The sequence below is a fragment of the Micromonospora sp. BQ32 genome (assembly GCF_059358895.1).
Genome location: NZ_JCADBI010000009.1, coordinates 63,307 through 81,306, shown reverse-complemented (window position 1 = coordinate 81,306; position 18,000 = coordinate 63,307). Strand labels below are relative to the sequence as shown.

General features: G+C 70.1%; 18 protein-coding genes and 1 pseudogene. 10 read left to right on the top strand and 9 right to left on the bottom strand.

The window, feature by feature from the left end; all coding sequences use genetic code 11:
* Positions 1–84 precede the first annotated feature (84 nt).
* Positions 85–1,083 (top strand): ABC transporter ATP-binding protein, encoded by a 999-nt coding sequence (locus AC5L30_RS18550; protein ID WP_494868683.1) that lies wholly within the window; start codon positions 85–87, stop codon positions 1,081–1,083.
* Positions 1,080–2,093 (top strand): ABC transporter permease subunit, encoded by a 1,014-nt coding sequence (locus AC5L30_RS18545; RefSeq protein ID WP_494868681.1) that lies wholly within the window; start codon positions 1,080–1,082, stop codon positions 2,091–2,093. Before AC5L30_RS18550 ends, AC5L30_RS18545 begins: the two co-directional genes overlap by 4 nt.
* Positions 2,094–2,220: 127 nt before the next feature.
* On the opposite strand, the gene AC5L30_RS18540 is transcribed toward AC5L30_RS18545, so the two are convergent.
* Complete coding sequence (locus AC5L30_RS18540; protein ID WP_238659066.1) at positions 2,221–3,396, bottom strand: ROK family transcriptional regulator; 1,176 nt, start codon at positions 3,394–3,396, stop codon at positions 2,221–2,223.
* A gap of 169 nt (positions 3,397–3,565) precedes the next feature.
* On the opposite strand from AC5L30_RS18540, the gene AC5L30_RS18535 reads away from it, so the two are divergent.
* Positions 3,566–5,020, top strand: a complete 1,455-nt coding sequence (locus AC5L30_RS18535; protein WP_494868680.1) for a glycoside hydrolase family 3 N-terminal domain-containing protein — start codon at positions 3,566–3,568, stop codon at positions 5,018–5,020.
* A 263-nt stretch (positions 5,021–5,283) separates the two neighbouring features.
* On the opposite strand, the gene AC5L30_RS18530 is transcribed toward AC5L30_RS18535, so the two are convergent.
* Positions 5,284–5,946 carry a GNAT family N-acetyltransferase gene (locus tag AC5L30_RS18530; RefSeq protein ID WP_494868679.1) on the bottom strand — a complete coding sequence of 221 codons (663 nt, stop codon included), beginning with the start codon at positions 5,944–5,946 and terminating at the stop codon, positions 5,284–5,286.
* A gap of 169 nt (positions 5,947–6,115) precedes the next feature.
* Here AC5L30_RS18530 and AC5L30_RS18525 point away from each other — a divergent pair, with 169 nt between their 5' ends.
* A complete protein-coding gene (locus tag AC5L30_RS18525) occupies positions 6,116–6,310 on the top strand; it encodes a DNA repair protein (protein ID WP_494868678.1) in 195 nt (64 codons plus the stop codon).
* Positions 6,311–6,473: 163 nt separating this feature from the next.
* Complete coding sequence (locus tag AC5L30_RS18520) at positions 6,474–6,992, top strand: hypothetical protein (RefSeq protein ID WP_494868677.1); 519 nt, start codon at positions 6,474–6,476, stop codon at positions 6,990–6,992.
* 10 nt (positions 6,993–7,002) lie between these two features.
* On the opposite strand, the gene AC5L30_RS18515 is transcribed toward AC5L30_RS18520, so the two are convergent.
* The gene (locus AC5L30_RS18515; protein WP_494868676.1) at positions 7,003–7,731 is read right to left on the bottom strand and encodes a Clp protease N-terminal domain-containing protein; all 729 of its coding nucleotides are present in this window, start codon (positions 7,729–7,731) and stop codon (positions 7,003–7,005) included.
* 60 nt (positions 7,732–7,791) lie between these two features.
* Positions 7,792–8,802: a glycosyltransferase gene (locus AC5L30_RS18510; protein WP_494868675.1), complete on the bottom strand. Its 1,011-nt coding sequence runs from the start codon at positions 8,800–8,802 to the stop codon at positions 7,792–7,794.
* Positions 8,803–8,902: 100 nt separating this feature from the next.
* Between AC5L30_RS18510 and AC5L30_RS18505 the strand changes: the two genes are divergently transcribed.
* A complete protein-coding gene (locus AC5L30_RS18505; RefSeq protein WP_494868674.1) occupies positions 8,903–9,742 on the top strand; it encodes a DUF72 domain-containing protein in 840 nt (279 codons plus the stop codon).
* Positions 9,743–9,751: 9 nt separating this feature from the next.
* Here AC5L30_RS18505 and AC5L30_RS18500 read toward each other — a convergent pair.
* A pseudogene (locus AC5L30_RS18500) lies at positions 9,752–9,991 on the bottom strand (glycoside hydrolase family 15 protein); the annotation flags it as partial.
* The gene (locus AC5L30_RS18495; RefSeq protein WP_494868673.1) at positions 9,992–10,318 is read right to left on the bottom strand and encodes a hypothetical protein; all 327 of its coding nucleotides are present in this window, start codon (positions 10,316–10,318) and stop codon (positions 9,992–9,994) included.
* A 199-nt stretch (positions 10,319–10,517) separates the two neighbouring features.
* Between AC5L30_RS18495 and AC5L30_RS18490 the strand changes: the two genes are divergently transcribed.
* A complete protein-coding gene (locus AC5L30_RS18490; RefSeq protein WP_494868672.1) occupies positions 10,518–10,943 on the top strand; it encodes a VOC family protein in 426 nt (141 codons plus the stop codon).
* A gap of 13 nt (positions 10,944–10,956) precedes the next feature.
* Here the strand turns inward: AC5L30_RS18490 and AC5L30_RS18485 are convergent, their stop codons facing one another.
* Positions 10,957–12,171 (bottom strand): FUSC family protein, encoded by a 1,215-nt coding sequence (locus AC5L30_RS18485; RefSeq protein ID WP_494868671.1) that lies wholly within the window; start codon positions 12,169–12,171, stop codon positions 10,957–10,959.
* Between the two features lie 64 nt (positions 12,172–12,235).
* Positions 12,236–12,532, bottom strand: a complete 297-nt coding sequence (locus tag AC5L30_RS18480) for a DUF6582 domain-containing protein (protein WP_494868670.1) — start codon at positions 12,530–12,532, stop codon at positions 12,236–12,238.
* A gap of 144 nt (positions 12,533–12,676) precedes the next feature.
* On the opposite strand from AC5L30_RS18480, the gene AC5L30_RS18475 reads away from it, so the two are divergent.
* The 3 genes from AC5L30_RS18475 to AC5L30_RS18465 all read left to right on the top strand — a co-directional run bounded on the left by AC5L30_RS18475 (position 12,677) and on the right by AC5L30_RS18465 (position 14,736).
* Entirely contained in the window at positions 12,677–12,991 is a 315-nt protein-coding gene (locus tag AC5L30_RS18475; protein WP_494868669.1) for an amphi-Trp domain-containing protein, read from the top strand.
* 139 nt (positions 12,992–13,130) lie between these two features.
* The gene (locus AC5L30_RS18470; RefSeq protein WP_238659622.1) at positions 13,131–13,352 is read left to right on the top strand and encodes a hypothetical protein; all 222 of its coding nucleotides are present in this window, start codon (positions 13,131–13,133) and stop codon (positions 13,350–13,352) included.
* 193 nt (positions 13,353–13,545) lie between these two features.
* Positions 13,546–14,736 (top strand): DUF1996 domain-containing protein, encoded by a 1,191-nt coding sequence (locus tag AC5L30_RS18465; protein WP_494868668.1) that lies wholly within the window; start codon positions 13,546–13,548, stop codon positions 14,734–14,736.
* A gap of 43 nt (positions 14,737–14,779) precedes the next feature.
* Here AC5L30_RS18465 and AC5L30_RS18460 read toward each other — a convergent pair whose 3' ends face one another.
* Positions 14,780–17,449, bottom strand: coding sequence for a ricin-type beta-trefoil lectin domain protein (locus tag AC5L30_RS18460; RefSeq protein WP_494868667.1), 2,670 nt, complete (start codon positions 17,447–17,449; stop codon positions 14,780–14,782).
* Positions 17,450–18,000: the final 551 nt, after the last annotated feature.

The window sequence follows — 18,000 nt, the reverse complement described above, 5'->3', positions numbered from 1 at the left end:
CTCGGCCATAGGGTGAAGCGCCGTGTCGTTGATCACCAAACCCGAAGGACGGCCCATGCCCCGCCGACGTACGGAGCCGCGCGGATGAGCGCGGTCATCGAGATCGAGGGTCTGCGCAAGACCTTCCACAGCCTGCGCAGCGGCCGACGAGTGGCGGTGGACGGGTTCGACCTGCTGGTCGAGGCGGGCCAGGTCCACGGCTTCCTGGGCCCCAACGGCTCGGGCAAGACCACCACCCTGCGGGCCCTGCTCGGGCTGGTACGCGCCGACAGTGGCCGGATGACGGTGCTCGGCGAACCGTCACCGGAACTGCTGCCCCGGGTGGCGGGCCAGGTCGGCGCCATCGTGGAGAGCCCGCAGTTCTTCGGCAACTTCACCGGCTACCGCACGCTGCGGCTGTTGGCCCGCGCTGGTGGAGTGCCGGTCTCGCGGGTGGACGAGGTGCTGGATCTGGTGGGCCTGCACGACCGGGGCGATGAGCGGGTGAAGGGTTACTCGCTGGGCATGAAGCAGCGCCTGGCGGTGGCGTCCGCGCTGTTGAAGGACCCGCGGTTGCTCATCCTGGACGAGCCGGCGAACGGGCTGGACCCGGCGGGCATCCGGGAGATGCGGGACCTGATGCGGTCGCTGGCGGCCAGCGGGGTGACCGTGCTGGTGTCCAGTCACATCCTGGGCGAGATCCAGCTGATCTGCGACCACGTCACGATCATCTCCCGGGGTCGGCGGGTCGCGACCGGTCGGGTGGACGAGGTGCTGGCGGGCCACGACCGGCACGAGTTCCTGGTCCGGGTGGCCGAGCCGGAGCGGGCCGTCGAGCTGCTGCACGCGGCCGAGCTGACGGCGGTCGTGGACGGTGACGCGTTGGTGGTGGGCGGGGTGAGCGACCCGACGATGGTCAGCCGGGTGCTCGGTGAGCAGGGGTTGTGGGTGGGCGAGCTGACGCCGCTTCGGCCGGACCTGGAGAGCGTCTTCCTGGAGCTGACCGGCGCGTACGAGCATCCGTCGGTGCCCCGGCAGATCGACGACTCGTCGGTGCCGCAGGGCGAAGCTGTGATCAACCTCGATCGGGGAGTGGACGCGTGAACCTGGTGCGTGCCGAGTTGGAGCGACTGTCCGCGCGTCGCTTCGTGCAGCTCATGGTCGTCCTGTTGGTGTTGGCGTTCGCAGTCACGGCGGCGACCACGCTCGCCGGTTCCCACAAGCCGACCGCGAGCGAGCTGAACCGGGCCCAGGCGCAGGCTTCCGAGGCGCGACAGAGCATGGAGGCCTCGTACCGGGAGTGCCTGGCCCGCCGGGGTGGCGCGCTCCCGACGGAGGACGGCGGGCTCTACCTCCCCGCCGACTGTGCGCAGCTCGACCCGGTCCTGCAGGACCGGCTGCCGATCGCCGCCGACTTCCTGCCGGGGGTGTTCAACTTCGCTCAGCAGGCACAGCCACTGCTGTACTTCCTCATCGCGTTCCTGGTGCTGTTCGGGTTCCTGGTCGGCGCCTCCTACATCGGCGCGGACCTGACCTCGGGCGGCGTAGTGAACCTGCTGCTCTGGCGACCGCGCCGGGTGACGGTGCTCGCGGCCAAGTTGGGCACCCTGCTCGGCACGGTGTTGGTGCTGGCCCTGCTGGCGTCGGTGGCCTACCTCGCCACGTTCTGGGTGATCGGGCAGGCCGCCGGGTTGCCGGGCCGGCTGGACGGTGACTTCTGGCGTTCGCTCGGCGCGGTGCACGGCCGTGGCCTGGTGCTGGTGCTGCTGGCCTCCGCGCTGGGCTTCGCGATCGCCACGCTGGGTCGGCACACGTCGGCGGCGCTCGGCGCGTTCGCCGCGTACGCGGTGGTCTGGGAGTTGGGCGCCCGGCTGGTCCTGGAGATCGTCGACGCGCGGAAGCCGGACCTGTTCATGCTCTCCAGCCACATCGGGGCGTGGCTCAACGGCGATGCGCGGTTCTACGAGGAACAGCTCTGCATGGGCAGCACCGGCCTCGACTGCGACGCGTTCTACACGATTACCTGGGAGGCGTCGCTGCTGGTGCTGCTCGTGCTCGCTGGCGGGCTGACCGCGGCGGCGTTCGCCGTGTTCCGTCGCCGCGACCTGATCTGAGTCGAGGTCCCGTCGGGTCGCCCGAGTCCGGGCGGCCCGACGGACGGGGTACGGCCGGCGCGTGGCAAGAGCTTGCACCGTGCGGACGCGCGGTGAAGTATTCCTTCACATGACCGCCGCAGCGGGCTCAGCCGACGGTGGAGCCGAACACCTCGTCGCGCACCGCGTCCAGGGCGGTGCGCAGCGCGCCGTGCAGGATCGGCTCCTCGGTCAGCCCGGTCGGCACCACTCGCGGCTGGACCAGGGTGATCGCCGCGACCTCCTGTTGCACCCGGTCGGCGAGCGCCGCGCCACCGGCCTGGCCCACCTCGCCGGCGAGCACGACCAGCGGTGGGTCCAGCACCACGCAGGTGCTGGCCACGCCGAGCGCGAGCCGACGGGCCAGCTCGTCGAGCATCGGACCGCCGTCGGCGCCCGCCGCGACGGCCGCCCGGACCGCCTCGGCGGCGTCGGCGTCCGGGTAACCGTGCTCGCGGGCCACCGCGCGCACCGAGTCCGCACCGACCAGCTGCTGGAAGGCCGGCTTGGCGCGCCGGGAGACGTCGCGCGGGATGGGCGCGCCGGGCACCGGCAGGTAGCCGATCTCGCCGGCCGCACCGCTGCTGCCGTGGTGCAGCCGCCCGCCCAGCATGATCGCCAGGCCGACGCCGGCGCCCACCCAGACCAGCACGAAATCCGACAGCCCCTGGGCGGCACCGGACTGCGCCTCCGCCACCGCGGCCAGGTTGACGTCGTTCTCGAAGACCACCGGCGTGTGCAGGTCGTCCCGCAGGGCGGCGAGCAGACCGCTGTGCCAGCGGGGCAGGTTGAAGGCGAAGGTGATGTCGCCGGTGCCGGGGTCGACCAGGCCCGGCGTGCCGAGCACGATCCGCCGTACGCTGCTCAGCTGCGCCTGGGCGCTGCTCGCCGCCTGCACCACGGCGTTGTGCACCACGCCCACCGGGTCGTCGGTGTCCCGGGTCGACTGCTCCACCCGGCCGATGACCGCACCGGTGATGTCGGCGCACGCGGCGACCACCCGGTCCGGCCCGACGTCCACGCCGACCACGTGCGCGCTACCCGGGCGGACGGCGTAGAGCTGGGCGTTCGGCCCTCGCCCGCCGGCCTGCTCGCCGACCCGCGCGACGAGGCCGCGCTCCTCCAGCCGCTCGACCAGTTGCGAGGCGGTGACCTTAGACAGCCCGGTCAGCTCGCCGAGTCGCGCCCGGGTCAGCGGGCCGCGTTCGAGGAGCAGCTCCAGCGCGGCACGGTCGTTGAGCGCCCGCAACAGGCGGGGGGTGCCGGGCAGCCGGGTCGCACTCATGACACGTCCTCTAGTTTTAGTAAACTTTGCTAACTGTAAACCGACCTGCGAACGGGTAGCCGTAGCGTAACGGCCACCCGGCGGTGGGACGCTCCGCCGACTCGGCAGGGCCAAGACCACCACCGGTACGACGTTTCGTACCCGCGGGGCACCGAAGGGGGAAGATCACGTGGGGTTGGATCCAGGACTGCGCCGGCTGGCGCTGGGCACGCTGCTGGCCGCGTACCCGGGACCGGTCCCGCCGGACTGGGCGGTCGACCTGCTGGCCGACGGGCTGGCCGGGCACACCCTGTTCGGCACCAACGTGCACAACCCCGCGCAGGTGGCGGCGAGCACCGCGGCGCTGCGCACCGGTCGGCCGGACGCGCTGATCGCCATCGACGAGGAGGGTGGCGACGTAACCCGGCTGGCGCACGCCACCGGCAGCCCGTACCCCGGCAACGCCGCCCTGGGGGCGATCGGCGACGTGGCCCTCACCCGACGGGTCTACCAGGCGATCGGTGCCGAGCTGGCCGCGCTCGGCATCACCGTCAACCTCGCCCCCACGGTCGACGTCAACACCGCCGACGACAACCCGGTGATCGGCACCCGGTCCTTCGGCGCGGACCCGGTGCGGGTGGCCGCCCACTCGGCCGCCGCCGTGGCCGGGTTGCAGGCCGCCGGCGTGGCCGCCTGCGCCAAGCACTTCCCCGGGCACGGTGCCACCGTCACCGACTCCCACCACGAGCTGCCCACCGTGGACGCTCCGCTGAGCCTGCTCCGCCAGCGGGACCTGCCGCCGTTCGCGGCCGTCGTCGCCGCCGGGGCGCGCGCCGTGATGACCGCGCACATCCGGGTGCCGGCGCTCACCGGCGCCGACCCGGCCACCTTCAGCCGGGCCGTCCTGGTCGACCTGCTGCGCACCGAGTACGGCTTCACCGGCACCGTCATCACCGACGCGCTGGAGATGAAGGGCGCCGCGGTGGCCGCCGGCGGGGTCGGGCCGGCCGCGGTCCGGGCCCTGAGCGCGGGCGCCGACCTGCTCTGCATCGGCGCGAAGGTCGACGCCGACCTGGTCGAACGGGTGGCCGCCGAGATCGTCGACGCGCTCGCCGACGGCCGGCTCGCGAAAGCGCGGGTCGAGGAGGCGGCCGGCCGCGCCGCCGACCTCGCCGCCTGGACCCGGGCCGCCGGCCGGTCACCGGCCAGCGAGAACACCGAGCTGGGGTACGCCGCGGCGCGCCGCGCGGTCCGGGTGGACGGCCTGCTCACCGGCCTGGACCAGCCACTGGTGGTGCAACTGCACACCGAGTCGACGATCGCCGAGGGCCGGGTGCCGTGGGGCCTCGGTCCACACCTGGACGGGGTGCCGGAGATCCGGGTGATCGCCAGCGAGACCGACCCGGCCACGCTGCGCGGGTTGGCCGGCGACCGTCCCATCGTGCTGGTCGGGCGACACCTGCACCGCCTGCCCGGTGGCCCGGAGCTGATCGCCGACCTGGCGGCCCAGCACCCGGTGACCGTGGTGGAGATGGGCTGGCCGGCGCAGTGGCGGCCAGCCGGCGTCCGCGCCTTCGTCACCACCTACGGCGCGAGCCACGCCAACGGTCGCGCGGCGGCCGAGGCGCTGGGCCTGGCCGGCTGACCACGGCGTTCTCCGGCCGGACTCGCACGCTCCGTCACTGATCCGGCCGGCACCCCTCGACCGGCGAAGGAGCAGGTCAAGTCCACTTTTCGACACTCCGAACCGACAGCTTCAGCCTTGCCCCGAGCCGGTTAGATACGTAGCGTGATCGACACGTAGCGACTCGCCCACGGCGGCGGCCGTTACACCCGGAATCGGGGCCTGGGGGGAGGTTGCGGACCGTGGATCCGGCCCGGGATCCACGGTCCGCGCCCAATGCCCGCTCAGCGCGGATAGACCCCGTACGCGCGCCAGCCCCGGTCCGGGAAACCGGCGGCTTCGGCGACCCGGGCCGAGGCGTCGTTTCCCCGCTCGTGCAGGTAGGTGGGCACCGCCCCCTCGTCGAGCACCCGCCGCGCCGCCTGGGCCACCAGACGACGGGCGAGGCCGCGCCCCTGGGCGGCCGGCACGGTGCCGACGGCCAACTCGTGCCCGTACGCGTCGTGCCGTTTGATCCCGGCACCGGCCAGGTAGGCGCCGTCCGGGTCACGGACCACCAGCACCGGCCGGTCGAAGAGTCGCAGCCACGGCGGCAGCCCGGGAGCGGTCGGCGCGGTCCACTCCCCCACGTCGGGCAGCGGCGCGGGTGCCACGCTCCACCGGAAGGGTCCGTCGTGTACGCACCATTCGGGCCGGCCGACGGCCTGCGGCAGCGCGGCGAGCAAACGAGCCGGCGTACGGCTGATCAACGCGCGGATCGCCGCGACGCGGTCCGGCGCGACGGAGAGCACGGCGCTCTGCCCGGTGTCCACCGCGAGCGCGGGGCGCAGCCGGCCATCCCAGGCCGGTTCGGCTCGCCGCTGCGAGGCGACCACGTGCAACCCCGGCCCGGCCGGCCACTGGCCGAGCCAGGTGGCCAGGTGCAGGTGAAGTCGCCGGTCGAGCATGCGCACCTCCCGGTCACCCGACCCGTCGTGGATCACCGTACGCCGGACGGCAGGGCCGGGCGCAGGATACGTCAGAGCCGAGCGGGCCAGGGGTACGGGAACCAACCGCACGAATCGACCGTCATATGTATTTCCATACCTGGACACCTTTGTTTGGGACGGTGAACGCATGCCGATTCAGCCGAATGACCACTACCAGCAGGACCCCGAGCGACTCTGGCAGGCGGCGGAGGCCGTCGGAGGCAATCCGCCTCAGCCGCGCTACCGGAACCCGCGGACGATCGGCGGCGGCGCCCTGTCGTGGGCCGGGCTGAACAAGCTGGCCGTCGGCAGCTCCAGTCGGCACCGCCTGAACACCCACTGACCCTGTCACCGGCCAGCCCACCGAGTGGGGTGGCACCGAAGGAAAGCCTCTGACGGTCGCCCGGGGCGACACACCGGAGGAGGTCCAGCGGCAGCTTTCGCACACCTGTCGGGTAATTTCTTGTGGTCCGTCATCCCGGCCTACGACAGGAGAAGCTCCGCGCATGGGCAAGAAGACGATCCACGTCTCCGACTTCACCGGCACGGTTCTACAGCAGGACAACGAGGTGGTGCGCGTCGTCGTGCTGGAGCACCCGGACCTGGTCGCCGGGCCCGTGCAGTTGGACGCCACCCCGGGCGAGGTGGAGAACATCGACGACGCCGCGCTGGACGTGGCGGTCGTGGAGATCCACGACCGGCACGGTGGCGGCGAGCCCCGACGGGTGGTGTTGACGGCCAGCGAGTTCGACGCGATGGCCACCGACGTGCCGATGGCGCAGCTGTTGAAGACGGCCGAGCGGGTCCGCCCACCCAAGGCCCGCAAGAGCACCGAGAAGATCGACTACGGCACGCTGGCACACGCCGGCAGGCCGCACCGGGGTCGGGTCACCGAGGAGGAGGCCCGCCTGGTGCGTGAGCAGCTCGACGAGGTCAACAAGCGCCTCGCCGACGCGGGCGTGCGCCAGATCGACCCGGCCGACCCGGAGCACGCCCTGCGCTACGGCTTTCCTGAGGCGTCCTGACCCCGGGTTCTCACTTCTTTCCGACGGCGGCGGCGAGGGCGGCGGCCAGGTCGGCCTCGACCGTCGCCTTGTCCAGGCCGAGGTTGGTGAGCACACCGGCGCCGTCCTCCTGCTCCAGCAGGGCGAGCAGGAGGTGCTCGGTGCCGATGTAGTTGTGCCCGAGGCGCAGCGCCTCCCGGAAGGTCAGCTCCAACGCCTTCTTGCCGCGCGCGTCGTACGGGACGAGGTCCGGGACCTGCTCGGCCCGCGGTGGGAGGACGGCACCGACCGCCTCCCGTACCGCCTCGGGGGTGGCGCCGCGACCTGCCATCACCCTGGCGGCCAACCCCTCCGGCTCGGCCAGCAGGCCCAGCACCAGGTGCTCGGGGCCGATCTCGGCGTTGCCGCTGGCACGGGCCTCCTCCTGCGAGGCCATCACCACGTTGCGGGCGCGAGGGGTGAACCGGCCGAAGCCGGCGTTGGGGTCGAGCGCGGCCGCGTCGGTCGCCTTCGGCACGAAGCGCTTCTGGGCGGCTTGCTTGGTGACCCCCATGCTGCGGCCGATGTCGGTCCAGGAGGCGCCCGAGCGCCGGGCCTGGTCGACGAAGTGCCCGATCAGGTGATCGGCGACCTCACCGAGATGATCGGCGACGAGCACCGCGTCAGTGAGCTGGTCGAGCGCGTCGGTGTGCAGCTGCTTGATCGACTGAATGAGGTCGTCGAGCTTCAGCGTGTTACTCATCTGGCTGGGTTCCGTCATGCGTCAACCATAAGTTGACACATCCGTCGCGTCAACCTGGAGTTGACGACTTGTCCACTGTCAGGCGGCGTACTCCGGTAGGCGCCGGGCGACGGCCGCCGGAGACGGCATGGCGGCGATCTCCTCGGCGACCGCGCGGGCCGCGTCGCGCTGCTCGGCGTTGCCATGCTGCGGGAGCAGGCGGTGAGCCTGCTCGGCGATGGCGCTCGCATCCACCTGCCCGGGAAGGAGCCGCAGGGCGACCCCGGCGGCGGTGAGCACCTCCGCGTTGGCGAACTGGTCCGCTCCCTGCGGCATCATCAACTGGGGTACGCCCGCCGCGAGCGCGCCGAGGGTGGTCCCGCTGCCCCCGTGGTGCACCACCAGGTCGACGAGCGGCAGCAGCTCCGCCTGCGACACCCACGGGTGCACGCTGACGTGGTCGGGGATCTCGCCCAACTGTTCCAGGGGCACCCGGCCCGCCGCGACCACCACCTGGGCGTCCAGCGTCGCCAGCCCGGCGATGGCGGTACGCAGCAGCTCCGGCGTGCCGAACGCGGTGCCGAGGGTCAGGTAGATCGACGGTCGGGACGTTCGACGGCTCACCCGTTCTGGCAGCGGGGCCGCTGTCGAGAAGGCGACCGGTCGCAGCTCGATCCGAGGTTCAGTGGTGAGGAAGTCCCTGTCCTGGAGCGAGGGCGGCCAGATGTCCAGGTGCGGCCGACCGACGACCTCGGCGTTCCTGGTGGGGAGTTCCAGGCCGATGCCCTCGGGAAACATCCGGCCGAACCCGTGCCACAGGCCCGGAATGCCGGCCCGGTGAGCCGCCACCGCCGCCCCCGGCAGCCCCCACTCGTGCACCACCAGATCGGGTCGCAGCCGCGCCAACTCCGGTGCGAGATCCTCGGCGTACACCTCGTAGAAGGCGTCGCCGGGACGGAACGGCCGCAGGCCGTGCGCGGCGAGTGGCGCGTGCACCTCCGGACCGGCCGCGAAGTGGACCTCGTGACCGGCATCCCGGGCGGCGATCGCCAGCGGGATCAGCGGATAGGTGTGGCCGACGGACGCAAGACTGGCGAACAGCACACGCATGGCGTCGGACCCTACCTGCCACACCGCGGGCCCGGCCGGATCCGCTGGCCGGTATACGGTGGGCGCCGGTCGAGCGCGGTCACCGGCGGGAAGGGCGGTCATGCGTCTGCACGTGGGATGCGCGATGTGGAGTCACCGGTCGTGGCCGGGCCACCGGCTGCCACCCGCGGAGCGCCTACGGCACTACGCCAGCTGGTGCGACGCCGTGGAGGGCAACACCACGTTCTACGCGACCCCGGCCCGGGACACCGTGGCCTCGTGGGCCGCCCAGACCGATCCCGACTTCCGGTTCGTCCTCAAGCTCCCCAAGGTCATCACGCACGAACGCCGGCTCACCGACGTCGGCGAACCACTGCGCGCCTTCCTGGACGCGATCGAGCCGCTCGGCCCGCGCGCCCACGCCCTCTGGGTCCAGCTACCCGGCTCGTTCGCGCCCGCCGACGTCCGGGCCCTGGGCCGTTTCCTGGAACAGCTTCCGCGGTCTCACCGGTACGCGGTGGAGGTCCGCCATCCCGCGTTCTTCACCGACGCCCAGGCGGCCCGACTGCTCGGGGCGACTCTCGCCGCCGCCAACGCCGAATGGATTCCCTTCGACACCACCGCCTTCTTCGCGAGCCGGCCGACCAGCGACGCGGAGCGGGACGCCTGGACCAAGAAGCCGCGGCTGCCGTTCCGGTCCCTCGCGCTGACCGACCGGCCGATCGTCCGCTACCTGGGTCGCGACGACTCGACGCGCACCGTCGAGGGGTGGCAGCGCTGGATCGACGTGACCGTCACCTGGCTACGCGAGGGGCGCTCGCCGACGATGTTCATCCATACCCCGGACAACGCCGACGCGCCGGTGCTCGCCCGCCAGTTCCACGACGAGGTACGGGCGCGCGTGCCCGGGCTCGACCCGTTGCCCGAGCCGATCCCGGTCGAGCCGCTGACGCTGTTCTGACCGGTCCGGTCAGCCCTGCTGGTCGAGCAGATCGTCGAGGTGGGCGGCCGTGCTGATCAGCGAGAGGTGGCTGAACGCCTGCGGGAAGTTGGCGATCTGCTCACCGGTCGGCGCGATCTCCTCGGAGTAGAGGCCGAGCGGGTTGCTGTAGGTGCGCATCTTCTCGAAGGTCAACCGGGCGTCGTCGATCCGGCCCGGGACGGGGCGTACCGTCAACGTCTGCTCCGTCCCGGGAACGCGGTCGGTCGCTCAGATCGCGCGGAAGCTCGTGTACTGCCCGGCAGGATAGGTCCGCAGCGTGCCCACACCCGTCGCCTGCCCGGAGCAGTCCGCGGTCCGGTAGAAGGTGACGTCCCGGAAGCCGCTCCAACCAACATGACTGTCGGCGGTCGAGGGCAGTGGCGCGCAGCCGCCGGTCGGTGCCGGGACGTTCAGGACAGCCGTGGTGAAGGTCCCGCTGTAGAAGGTCAGGCCGGACTCCTGAGCCGAGGCCGGCGAGGCCAGGGCCCCGAGCCCGGCGGTCATGATCGCGGACATGGTCAACACCGCGCCGGCCCGGGCTGCTCTTGCTCGCATGCGCGCACACTCCAATGCGTCGATGGATCTCCCGACCATCGTCGCCGCGCTTTGTTGACATCGCAAGCATTTAGTTGAGGTGTTCACTTATTTCGGTGAACCAGCTCGACATCGTCGAGACCCGCCGTCAATTGCGGAAGCAAGCCTTCCGCAATCGTCGATAGCGTCAACACCAACGACATCGACGAGGGGACACCTGATGAGCCTGCGAGGATTTGCCACTCTGAACATCTGGGCGGACGACGTGGCAGCGGCCACGGCCTGGTACGCGGACTTCCTCGGCGTCGAGGCGTACTTCATGCGCCCCGGCCCCGACGGACGCCCCGCCTACACCGAGTTCCGCATTGGGGACTACCAGGCCGAGCTGGGCATCATTGACCGCAGGTACGCACCGGCCGGCGCGGCGACCGGGCCCGGCGGCGTGGTCATGCACTGGTGCGTCGACGACCTCGACGCGACCGTCAAGCGGCTGTTGGCGATGGGCGCCACGGAGTACCAGCCCATCACCCCGCACGGGGACGAGGGCTTCATCACCGCGGCGGTGGTCGACCCGTTCGGCAACGTGCTGGGGGTCATGAAGAACCCGCACTACCTCGACGTCCTCGCCTCGCTGAAGGCGACCTGACGGGTGATCGGGCTCAGTCCCACTCGTCCCGGTCCACCGTCCGCCGCACCAGCGCTGCCGCCTCGTCGGCGTCCAACCCGCTGGCGACGAGCAGGTCGTGTGCCGCCGTGCGGAGCTCGCCTGCGGCAATCATGCCCGAGTAGCCCAGTCGGTAGGTCTGCGGGCGAGTGGGGTCGGGCGGGGCCTCCCCCTGCGCTCTGCCGACCAGTTCGACGGCCTTCAGGATCTGCTCGCGGGCCTCCTGCGGCTGCGCACGCGCGCGGATGGCGCATCTCAGGGTTTGCACACTCGTCGCCAGCAGGTCGATGGCCGCGGGAAACTCCTCCGGTACCGGCTCATCGTCCCGCAGAGCTTTGGTGAGTCTCCTCGCGAGGGCCCGGCAGCCGTACAGGCTGCGCTCCATGTATCGGACCGCATTGGTGTAGAAGGCCAGGGACGTGCGTTCGCGCCATCGCAGTGGCGCCAGTCGGACCACTTCCTGGGCAGCGTCGAGACCCTCGTCCAGTGCGGTCAATCGGGACCCGAGGATGCGCAAGCTGTCCAGACTCCCCTGGGCACCCACGAGATCGCGGCGACGCAGGGCCTCGGCCAGGTCGTGCAGGGCGGCGATGGCCGGGTCGAGGACGGGTTCGGCCAGCCGCCGCACGGTCCGCTGCGGGTGGATGGGCACCACCAACAGGCCAACCGCCAACCCGATGACCCCGCCGACTGCGGCGTCGACGAATCGGGGGACGGACAGCTCACGCACGGGCGGTTCCAGGGTGGCGATGAGGACGGCGGTGCCACCGGCCTGGGTGAGCAGTGAGCCACCGCCCTTGAGCAGGATGGCGACGAGGATCGCCAACACGACGACCACGCCGGTCTGCCAGGCCCCGATACCGAACAGCGGCATGAGCGTGTCACCGACGGCGAGCCCGAGAACGACCCCGACCAGCAGCTCGACGGTGCGCCGCAGGCGCGAGCCCATCGCGGCGGCCACGATGCCGACCGCGGTGGTGGGCGCGAGCACCGGGGCGGGATTATCCAGGAACTGGTACCCCACGAACCAGGCGAGCGCCGCCGCGATGCCGGCCTGCACGGCGAGCAGGCCGTAGAGGCGCAGGCGCCACGCGCGGGAGCGCAACCCGTGCCGCATCCGCTCGCGCAGGCCGGCCCAGGTTCGGTCGACCCGGGACACCGCACGCGAGGGCGGGTCGTGGTCAGCTGCCGGCTCCTGCGTGGCGGGCATCCGCGCCGTTTACCCAGCGGATACGAACCTATCCGACGAGCGAGCCGAATCGTGTGGTGTCCCGTCAGTGGGCGGGGTTCGGCGTGTGCGGGAGTTTGCCTAGTTGACGCCAGTTCGTCTCGGCGACGTCGACACCGTAGTGCGCGGCGGCGGCGAGGATGTTCTGGAACGCCAGGTCACGGTCCTTGTCGGTGACGCCCTGCACCTGGTCGAACCGGGCGATGGCATTGCGGACGTGGCCCGCATCGGTCATCGGTTCCTTGCGTTTCTCGGGGAACGCGAAGACGCTCTCCGGCAGCTCGCGCTTGTCCTTGTCCGACAGGGTGCCGTGCTTCTCGTGGGGCTTCCAGGTCGACTTCATCGCCCAGCCTTACCCGCACGCTGTCCGACGGCACCTCCGAAGCCGACATTTTCCGGACGATCGCCGCCGGCAAGATCCATATCATGCCGGCCGGGCCGCCCGACGCCGAAGCCCTGCGCACGCTGTCCTTTGTGGAGTGCGAGCATGGCCGACATGGATATCTACGAGGACGCCCGTACGGTGTCGCGCTCCGACCTGGCAGCCTGGCTGCGTCAGCTGGCCCACCAGCTGGAGTCTGATGGCCGGCTCTTCTACGGCGCGGCGGGTGCGGTGGCGGTCGCGGACACGGTGCGGTGCGAGCTGGAGATCGAACGGGAGAGCGAGACGGAGGTGTCCGTCGAGATCGAGTTCTCCTGGACCGAGCCTGCACGCGTCAAGGTGGCGAACGAGGAGGAGCCCTCGACGGACGACGAGGCCGCCGAGCCGACCGAGACGGCCGAGGCCACGCCGGAGGCGTGACCGCCTGACGAGCGCCCGACGGCCCCTCGTCGGTGCTGTCCCCTGTGGATCCCGATCCGCACATGATGATCTAATCCCGCCGGAAGTTTCAGTTTTGGGCGAGTTGCGAGTTGCCCGCCCCGTAGATCAAGGAGAACGGATGACTGTCGCCGCCGATTTCAGCAAGCTGGTCGTCAAGGCATACCAGGAGAAGACCCTCGCCGAGCTGGTCGACTCTCCGGTGGACGCGCTCACCGGCGTCAGCGCCGGCGATGCCAAGCTGCTCAAGGAGGCGTTCAACATCATCACCGTCGGCGACCTCGGTCGTAGCCCGTACTTCCGTACCGCCCAGGCCCTGGTGGCCCTGAACGCCGCCAAGTAACGACGCCGGTCGAGTCGGCAGCAGGTGTGGGCATCGACCATCGAGTCCGACGGTCGATGCCCACAGCCACACCGGTCGGTCCGCGTACTTTAAGGAAGGTTTAGAGACCTTCCGAGCGCGGGCCGGAAGCGCCTACCATTCGGCCGCCGTGGCCGTTCGGGTCATCCTGGCGTCTACTCGTTGGGAGCGACCCGTGTCGTACGAAAACCCGCCACCGCCCCGTCATCGCGTTCCTGGCTGGCTCGCCCACAACCGGCTGGGCGTGGCCGTCGGCGCGGCGGCCGTACTCGTCATCGTGGCGGGAGGCGTGTACCTGGGCAACGGCGCGCCGCAGCCCGAGCCGTCGAACGCGGCCAACGCCCTCGAGTACCCGTCGTCACCGACCGGGCAGCCGGCGTCGCCCGACGCGGCGGTGCCCTCCTCCGCGATGCCGTCGGCCGCGACGACCCCGTCGACCGGCGCGACGCCGTCGACCGCTGCCGCGCCGAAGATCCCCGCGACCGGCTGGGTTCCGGTCGACCGGGCGGCCTGGAAGGCGCAGGCCGACGCGTACCGAGCGTTGACGATCGACCCGGTCCCGTCCGGTGTGGGTTACCTCCCGGAGTTCCGGGCGGACTGCCAGTACAGCCACCGGCTACCGGACGACCCGATCGTCGCCCCCGGCCTACCGGGCGCGTCACACATGCACTCGTTCGTCGGCAACAAGGCCGTCGACGCGAACACCGTCGCCGGGGACCTGACGAGGTTCACGGCCACCTCCTGCAAGCCGGCCCAGGACCACTCCGCCTACTGGGTGCCCACCCTCTACGACAACGCGACGGGAAAGCCGGTCGAGACCACCGGGTTCCGGGTCTACTACCGCTCCCTCGCGAAGAACTCGACCGGCCAGATGCCGATGCCCAACGGCCTGCGCATGATCTCCGGCGACGCCAAGAAGAAAAAGCCGACACCGCGCGGCGCGACCGGCCAGTTCTACTGCGCCTTCTACGGGCCCGGTGACCTCGACGGCATCGCCCGCAGCACCAACGGCAACTGGCCCATCTGCGGGGGCGACGCGACGCTGCACTTCATGATGCAGTTCCCCGACTGCTGGGACGGCAAGCACCTGGACAGCCCCAACCACAAGGACCATGTGGCGTACGGCAGCGGCAACTCCTGCCCGACCAGTCACCCGGTCCGGATCCCGGCGATCACCTTCGACATCCAGTACCCGGCGAAGGGCACCCCGGCGGGCTACTACCTCTCCTCCGACAAGGAGGGCAAGAGCGCGTCGTCGATGCACGGCGACGCGTTCGTGATGTGGGACGTCACCACCATGAACAAGCGCACCAGGAACTGCGTCCAGGGGCGCCGGACCTGCGACAACTACGGCTACCAGAGGTAGCCGGGGCCAGGCCCGTGTCGGCCTGGCCCCGGAGTCTGGTCGGTCAGCTACGCAGTGTCCACTGCTGGTTCGTGCCGCCGTTGCAGGACCAGAGGATGAGCTTGGTGCCGTTGGCGGTGGCGGCTCCGTTGGCGTCGAGGCAGAGCCCGGACTGGGCGTTCGTCACGGTGCCGTTGGCGTTGACGTTCCACTGCTGGTTGAGCCCGCCGTGGCAGTCCCAGATGATGGCCGCGGTGCCGTTGGCAGTGCCGGCCCCGGAGGCGTCCAGGCACTTGTTGCCGTACACGGTCAGCTGCTTGCTGGCGGTGTGGGTCCACCGCTGGTTGGTGCCGCTGGAGCAGTCCCAGAGTTGGGTCTGAGTGCCGTTGGTGGTCGAGGAGTTGGGCACCTCGGCACAGCGGCCGGACTGGGCACCGACGAGTTGCCCGTTCCCGGTGCCGCCGCCCTGCTGCTGCCGGACGATCGAGGTCGACTCGGCCGATCGGTTGCCCTGTGCGTCGACGACGTAGAGCCGGTACTCGCCCTGGGTGGCCGGCACGGCGATGGACGTGGCGGTGCCGGCCGCCCTGGTCATCGTCGCCCCGGCGGTGAAGGTGGTCGTGCCGTACGGAGCCAACCAGACCGACTTGGTGGCGTCGCCAATGCTCCGGATCGGGATCGACGCGGTGGCACTGGTGACGAAGGTACTGGCCGGCAGCACATAGTTCGGCGCGGAGAAATTGCTCGCCGGAATGATGTCCCGGTACGCGTCCTCAAGGCCGGAATTCGCGGCGATGCCGTACGCCGCCGCCGGCCAGACATAGTCGGAGGAGACGAGGATGTCGGCGACCGTGCTGTTCGGCAGATTCTTGTTCGAGACCTTGTTGATCGGGCCGTAGATCTGCGTGATGCTCAGGTCGTGCTTCCGCCCGAAGTCGTCCGAATTGATCATCCAGGTGACGTTCTTGTCGATGCTCAGGACGTTGTCGCGGAAGGTGATGAACGCCGATCCCTCATCCGGGTGCAGTCCGTACTTGTGGCCCGACGGCACGCCCTGGAGGTAGTTGTTGGTGATGGTGGTCCCGGGCTGACTCCCGAGTGTGTAGATGGGGGCCGTGTCGCTGAGGCGCTGCACCGTGTCGATGATGTGGTTGTAGCTGATGGTGTTGTTTCTCGCCGTCGTGGTCGGCCGGTTGGGCACGATCGAGCCCGACGATCCGTCGAAGTTCCACCAGCCCCAGCCGAGCGTGATGCCGGACCACGGGGTCTTCTCGATCCGGTTGCGCTGGATGGTGAGGGTGTCGGCGAAGTACGCCGAGATGGGGCTGTGCCCGTTGAACAGGACCGCGCTGTCGTAGAGGTAGTTGTTCTTGATGTCGATGTTCTTCGGTAGCCCCTCGACCGACGCGGAATACTTCTCCCGGTTGGTCGACGTGCCGTCCCCGATGTAGACGTGCTGAGGATGGCCGACGGTGATGGCGGACCCGGCGATGTCGTTGGTGTGGTTCCCGACCAACTGTGTGCTCTGCACATCATTGATCATGTTAATTCCGTCGGCGCCGGTGTGCTGGATCCGGTTGCGTTGCAGGATGATCCCGTCGGCGTTCTGCAGGTGGATGATGCCGGGGGTCACGTCGACGTTGCGGTAGTGATAGACGTGGAAGTTTCCCTTGGCGTACACGTTCGCGCTGAGATTGCCCTGCTGCGCCTGCTTGAAGGACGATCCGGCGACGTTGACCAGGTTCCAGTCGGAGTGCTGCACCGTGAGGCCGGAGAAGGTGATGTTGCGCGCGTGGCTGCTCGTCGAGGTGCCGGCCACCCGCAACACGGTGGTCACGTTGTTCGGCGCGTAGACCGTCGCGGTCGACATGTTCTCGGCGCTGGCCTTGTAGTAGTACAGCGTCCGGCTGGTCTTGTCGAAATAGAACTCACCGGGGGCGTCCAGGAACTCGTAGGCATTCATCACCTTGTGGGTTCCGCCAACCTGGGCGTTGCCGTTGAACGCGCCCTGCGCGATGGCCGCGCCCGGTTGCTGGAAGAGGGCGACCCGGTTCGCGCCGTCGGAACTCGTGGTCACCTGGCGGACTCCCACGATGGCCGTGGTCCAGGTCGTTCCGGTCTCGATCTCGATGTCGTCCTGATTGTTCGCGACGGCCGGGAAGTCGTTCAGGCTGTATTTCGCGCCGTCGCACTGCGAGCCCGACTCCCAGGCCCAGGCGGCCTGGTTGGCCGTGATGTTGTACGTCCCGTAACACCCCGCCGAGCCGATCGTCTCCGAGGCCATGTACGCGCGCTTGTCATTGACGTAGAGCGCCCGCAGCTTGTTGGCGCGATTGAGCGGCGCTTTCCAGATGTTGCCGGTGTGCTGGCTCCACCCGGTCACCTGGACGCCGCCGTCAAGAACTGGCTTCTCATTGGGGTAGGCCGCGTAGCTGACCCGGAATCCGTTGGTGCCGGAGTCGCTCGACCCGAATTCGACAGTGCTGCTCACCGGATAGGTTCCACCGCGGAGGTAGACGTTCACGTCGCCGGTCATGTTCGTGTTTATCGTTCGAACGATGTCCCGGGCGCGTTGCAGAGTCCGGAACGGCGATTGCAGGGTTCCGGGGTTGGCGTCGTTACCGTCCGGGGCGACATAGTAGGTTGCCTGGACTGCGGCCGAGGCCGGTAGCTGGTTTGTCAGCACTGCCGGCAGCGTGGCGGCGACGAGCGCCGCCACCGCCAACAATGACATTCGAGCGGTGGATATGGCTGACCTCACGTCTGTTCCTCTCACTGGTCGTCGATGTGTTGCCCAAAGTGCGTATCGAGCGACGAGTACGGAACAGCGACGCCACTAAGGGCCGGCGGGGACTTCCGTCGCCCCGACCGCACTCTTTGTTAACCGCCCCGAAATTCTTACTGGGAGCGTAGGTCACACGTCTGACCAATGCAACCGTCAATTGGAGGGCGTCTATGCAGAAATGCCGTCGGATCGGGCAGATCAGCCATGTCGACCGCACACCCTCGCTTGCGTCGTCCGACGAATCCGCAGCGACGAGGCAGGGCTCGGGGCGTTGACCGTTGCGAGCGCCCTCGGGCAGGACCAGTCCACGCGGCACCCTGCCCCTGAGTCGGCCCGGTTCGGGCGCGCGAACGGTGCGGACCGGGATGATCCACTCGGTTTCCTTGACGTCGGGGCATCCCCGGCGCCACGGACACCGCGACTTTCAGGAACCCGACTGGATCAATGATCACCCCGCGACCCGGTGAGCCTCGATCACTGACCGCAGGCCCCACCTCGTC

Coding starts and splice junctions, on each gene's coding strand:
- AC5L30_RS18550 (WP_494868683.1), top strand. CDS start 85: ATGAGCGCGGTCATCGAGATCGAGGGTCTGCGCAAGACCTTCCACAGC.
- AC5L30_RS18540 (WP_238659066.1), bottom strand. CDS start 3,396: ATGAGTGCGACCCGGCTGCCCGGCACCCCCCGCCTGTTGCGGGCGCTC.
- AC5L30_RS18530 (WP_494868679.1), bottom strand. CDS start 5,946: ATGCTCGACCGGCGACTTCACCTGCACCTGGCCACCTGGCTCGGCCAG.
- AC5L30_RS18525 (WP_494868678.1), top strand. CDS start 6,116: ATGCCGATTCAGCCGAATGACCACTACCAGCAGGACCCCGAGCGACTC.
- AC5L30_RS18520 (WP_494868677.1), top strand. CDS start 6,474: ATGGGCAAGAAGACGATCCACGTCTCCGACTTCACCGGCACGGTTCTA.
- AC5L30_RS18515 (WP_494868676.1), bottom strand. CDS start 7,731: ATGACGGAACCCAGCCAGATGAGTAACACGCTGAAGCTCGACGACCTC.
- AC5L30_RS18510 (WP_494868675.1), bottom strand. CDS start 8,802: ATGCGTGTGCTGTTCGCCAGTCTTGCGTCCGTCGGCCACACCTATCCG.
- AC5L30_RS18505 (WP_494868674.1), top strand. CDS start 8,903: ATGCGTCTGCACGTGGGATGCGCGATGTGGAGTCACCGGTCGTGGCCG.
- AC5L30_RS18495 (WP_494868673.1), bottom strand. CDS start 10,318: ATGCGAGCAAGAGCAGCCCGGGCCGGCGCGGTGTTGACCATGTCCGCG.
- AC5L30_RS18490 (WP_494868672.1), top strand. CDS start 10,518: ATGAGCCTGCGAGGATTTGCCACTCTGAACATCTGGGCGGACGACGTG.
- AC5L30_RS18485 (WP_494868671.1), bottom strand. CDS start 12,171: ATGCCCGCCACGCAGGAGCCGGCAGCTGACCACGACCCGCCCTCGCGT.
- AC5L30_RS18480 (WP_494868670.1), bottom strand. CDS start 12,532: ATGAAGTCGACCTGGAAGCCCCACGAGAAGCACGGCACCCTGTCGGAC.
- AC5L30_RS18475 (WP_494868669.1), top strand. CDS start 12,677: ATGGCCGACATGGATATCTACGAGGACGCCCGTACGGTGTCGCGCTCC.
- AC5L30_RS18470 (WP_238659622.1), top strand. CDS start 13,131: ATGACTGTCGCCGCCGATTTCAGCAAGCTGGTCGTCAAGGCATACCAG.
- AC5L30_RS18460 (WP_494868667.1), bottom strand. CDS start 17,449: ATGTCATTGTTGGCGGTGGCGGCGCTCGTCGCCGCCACGCTGCCGGCA.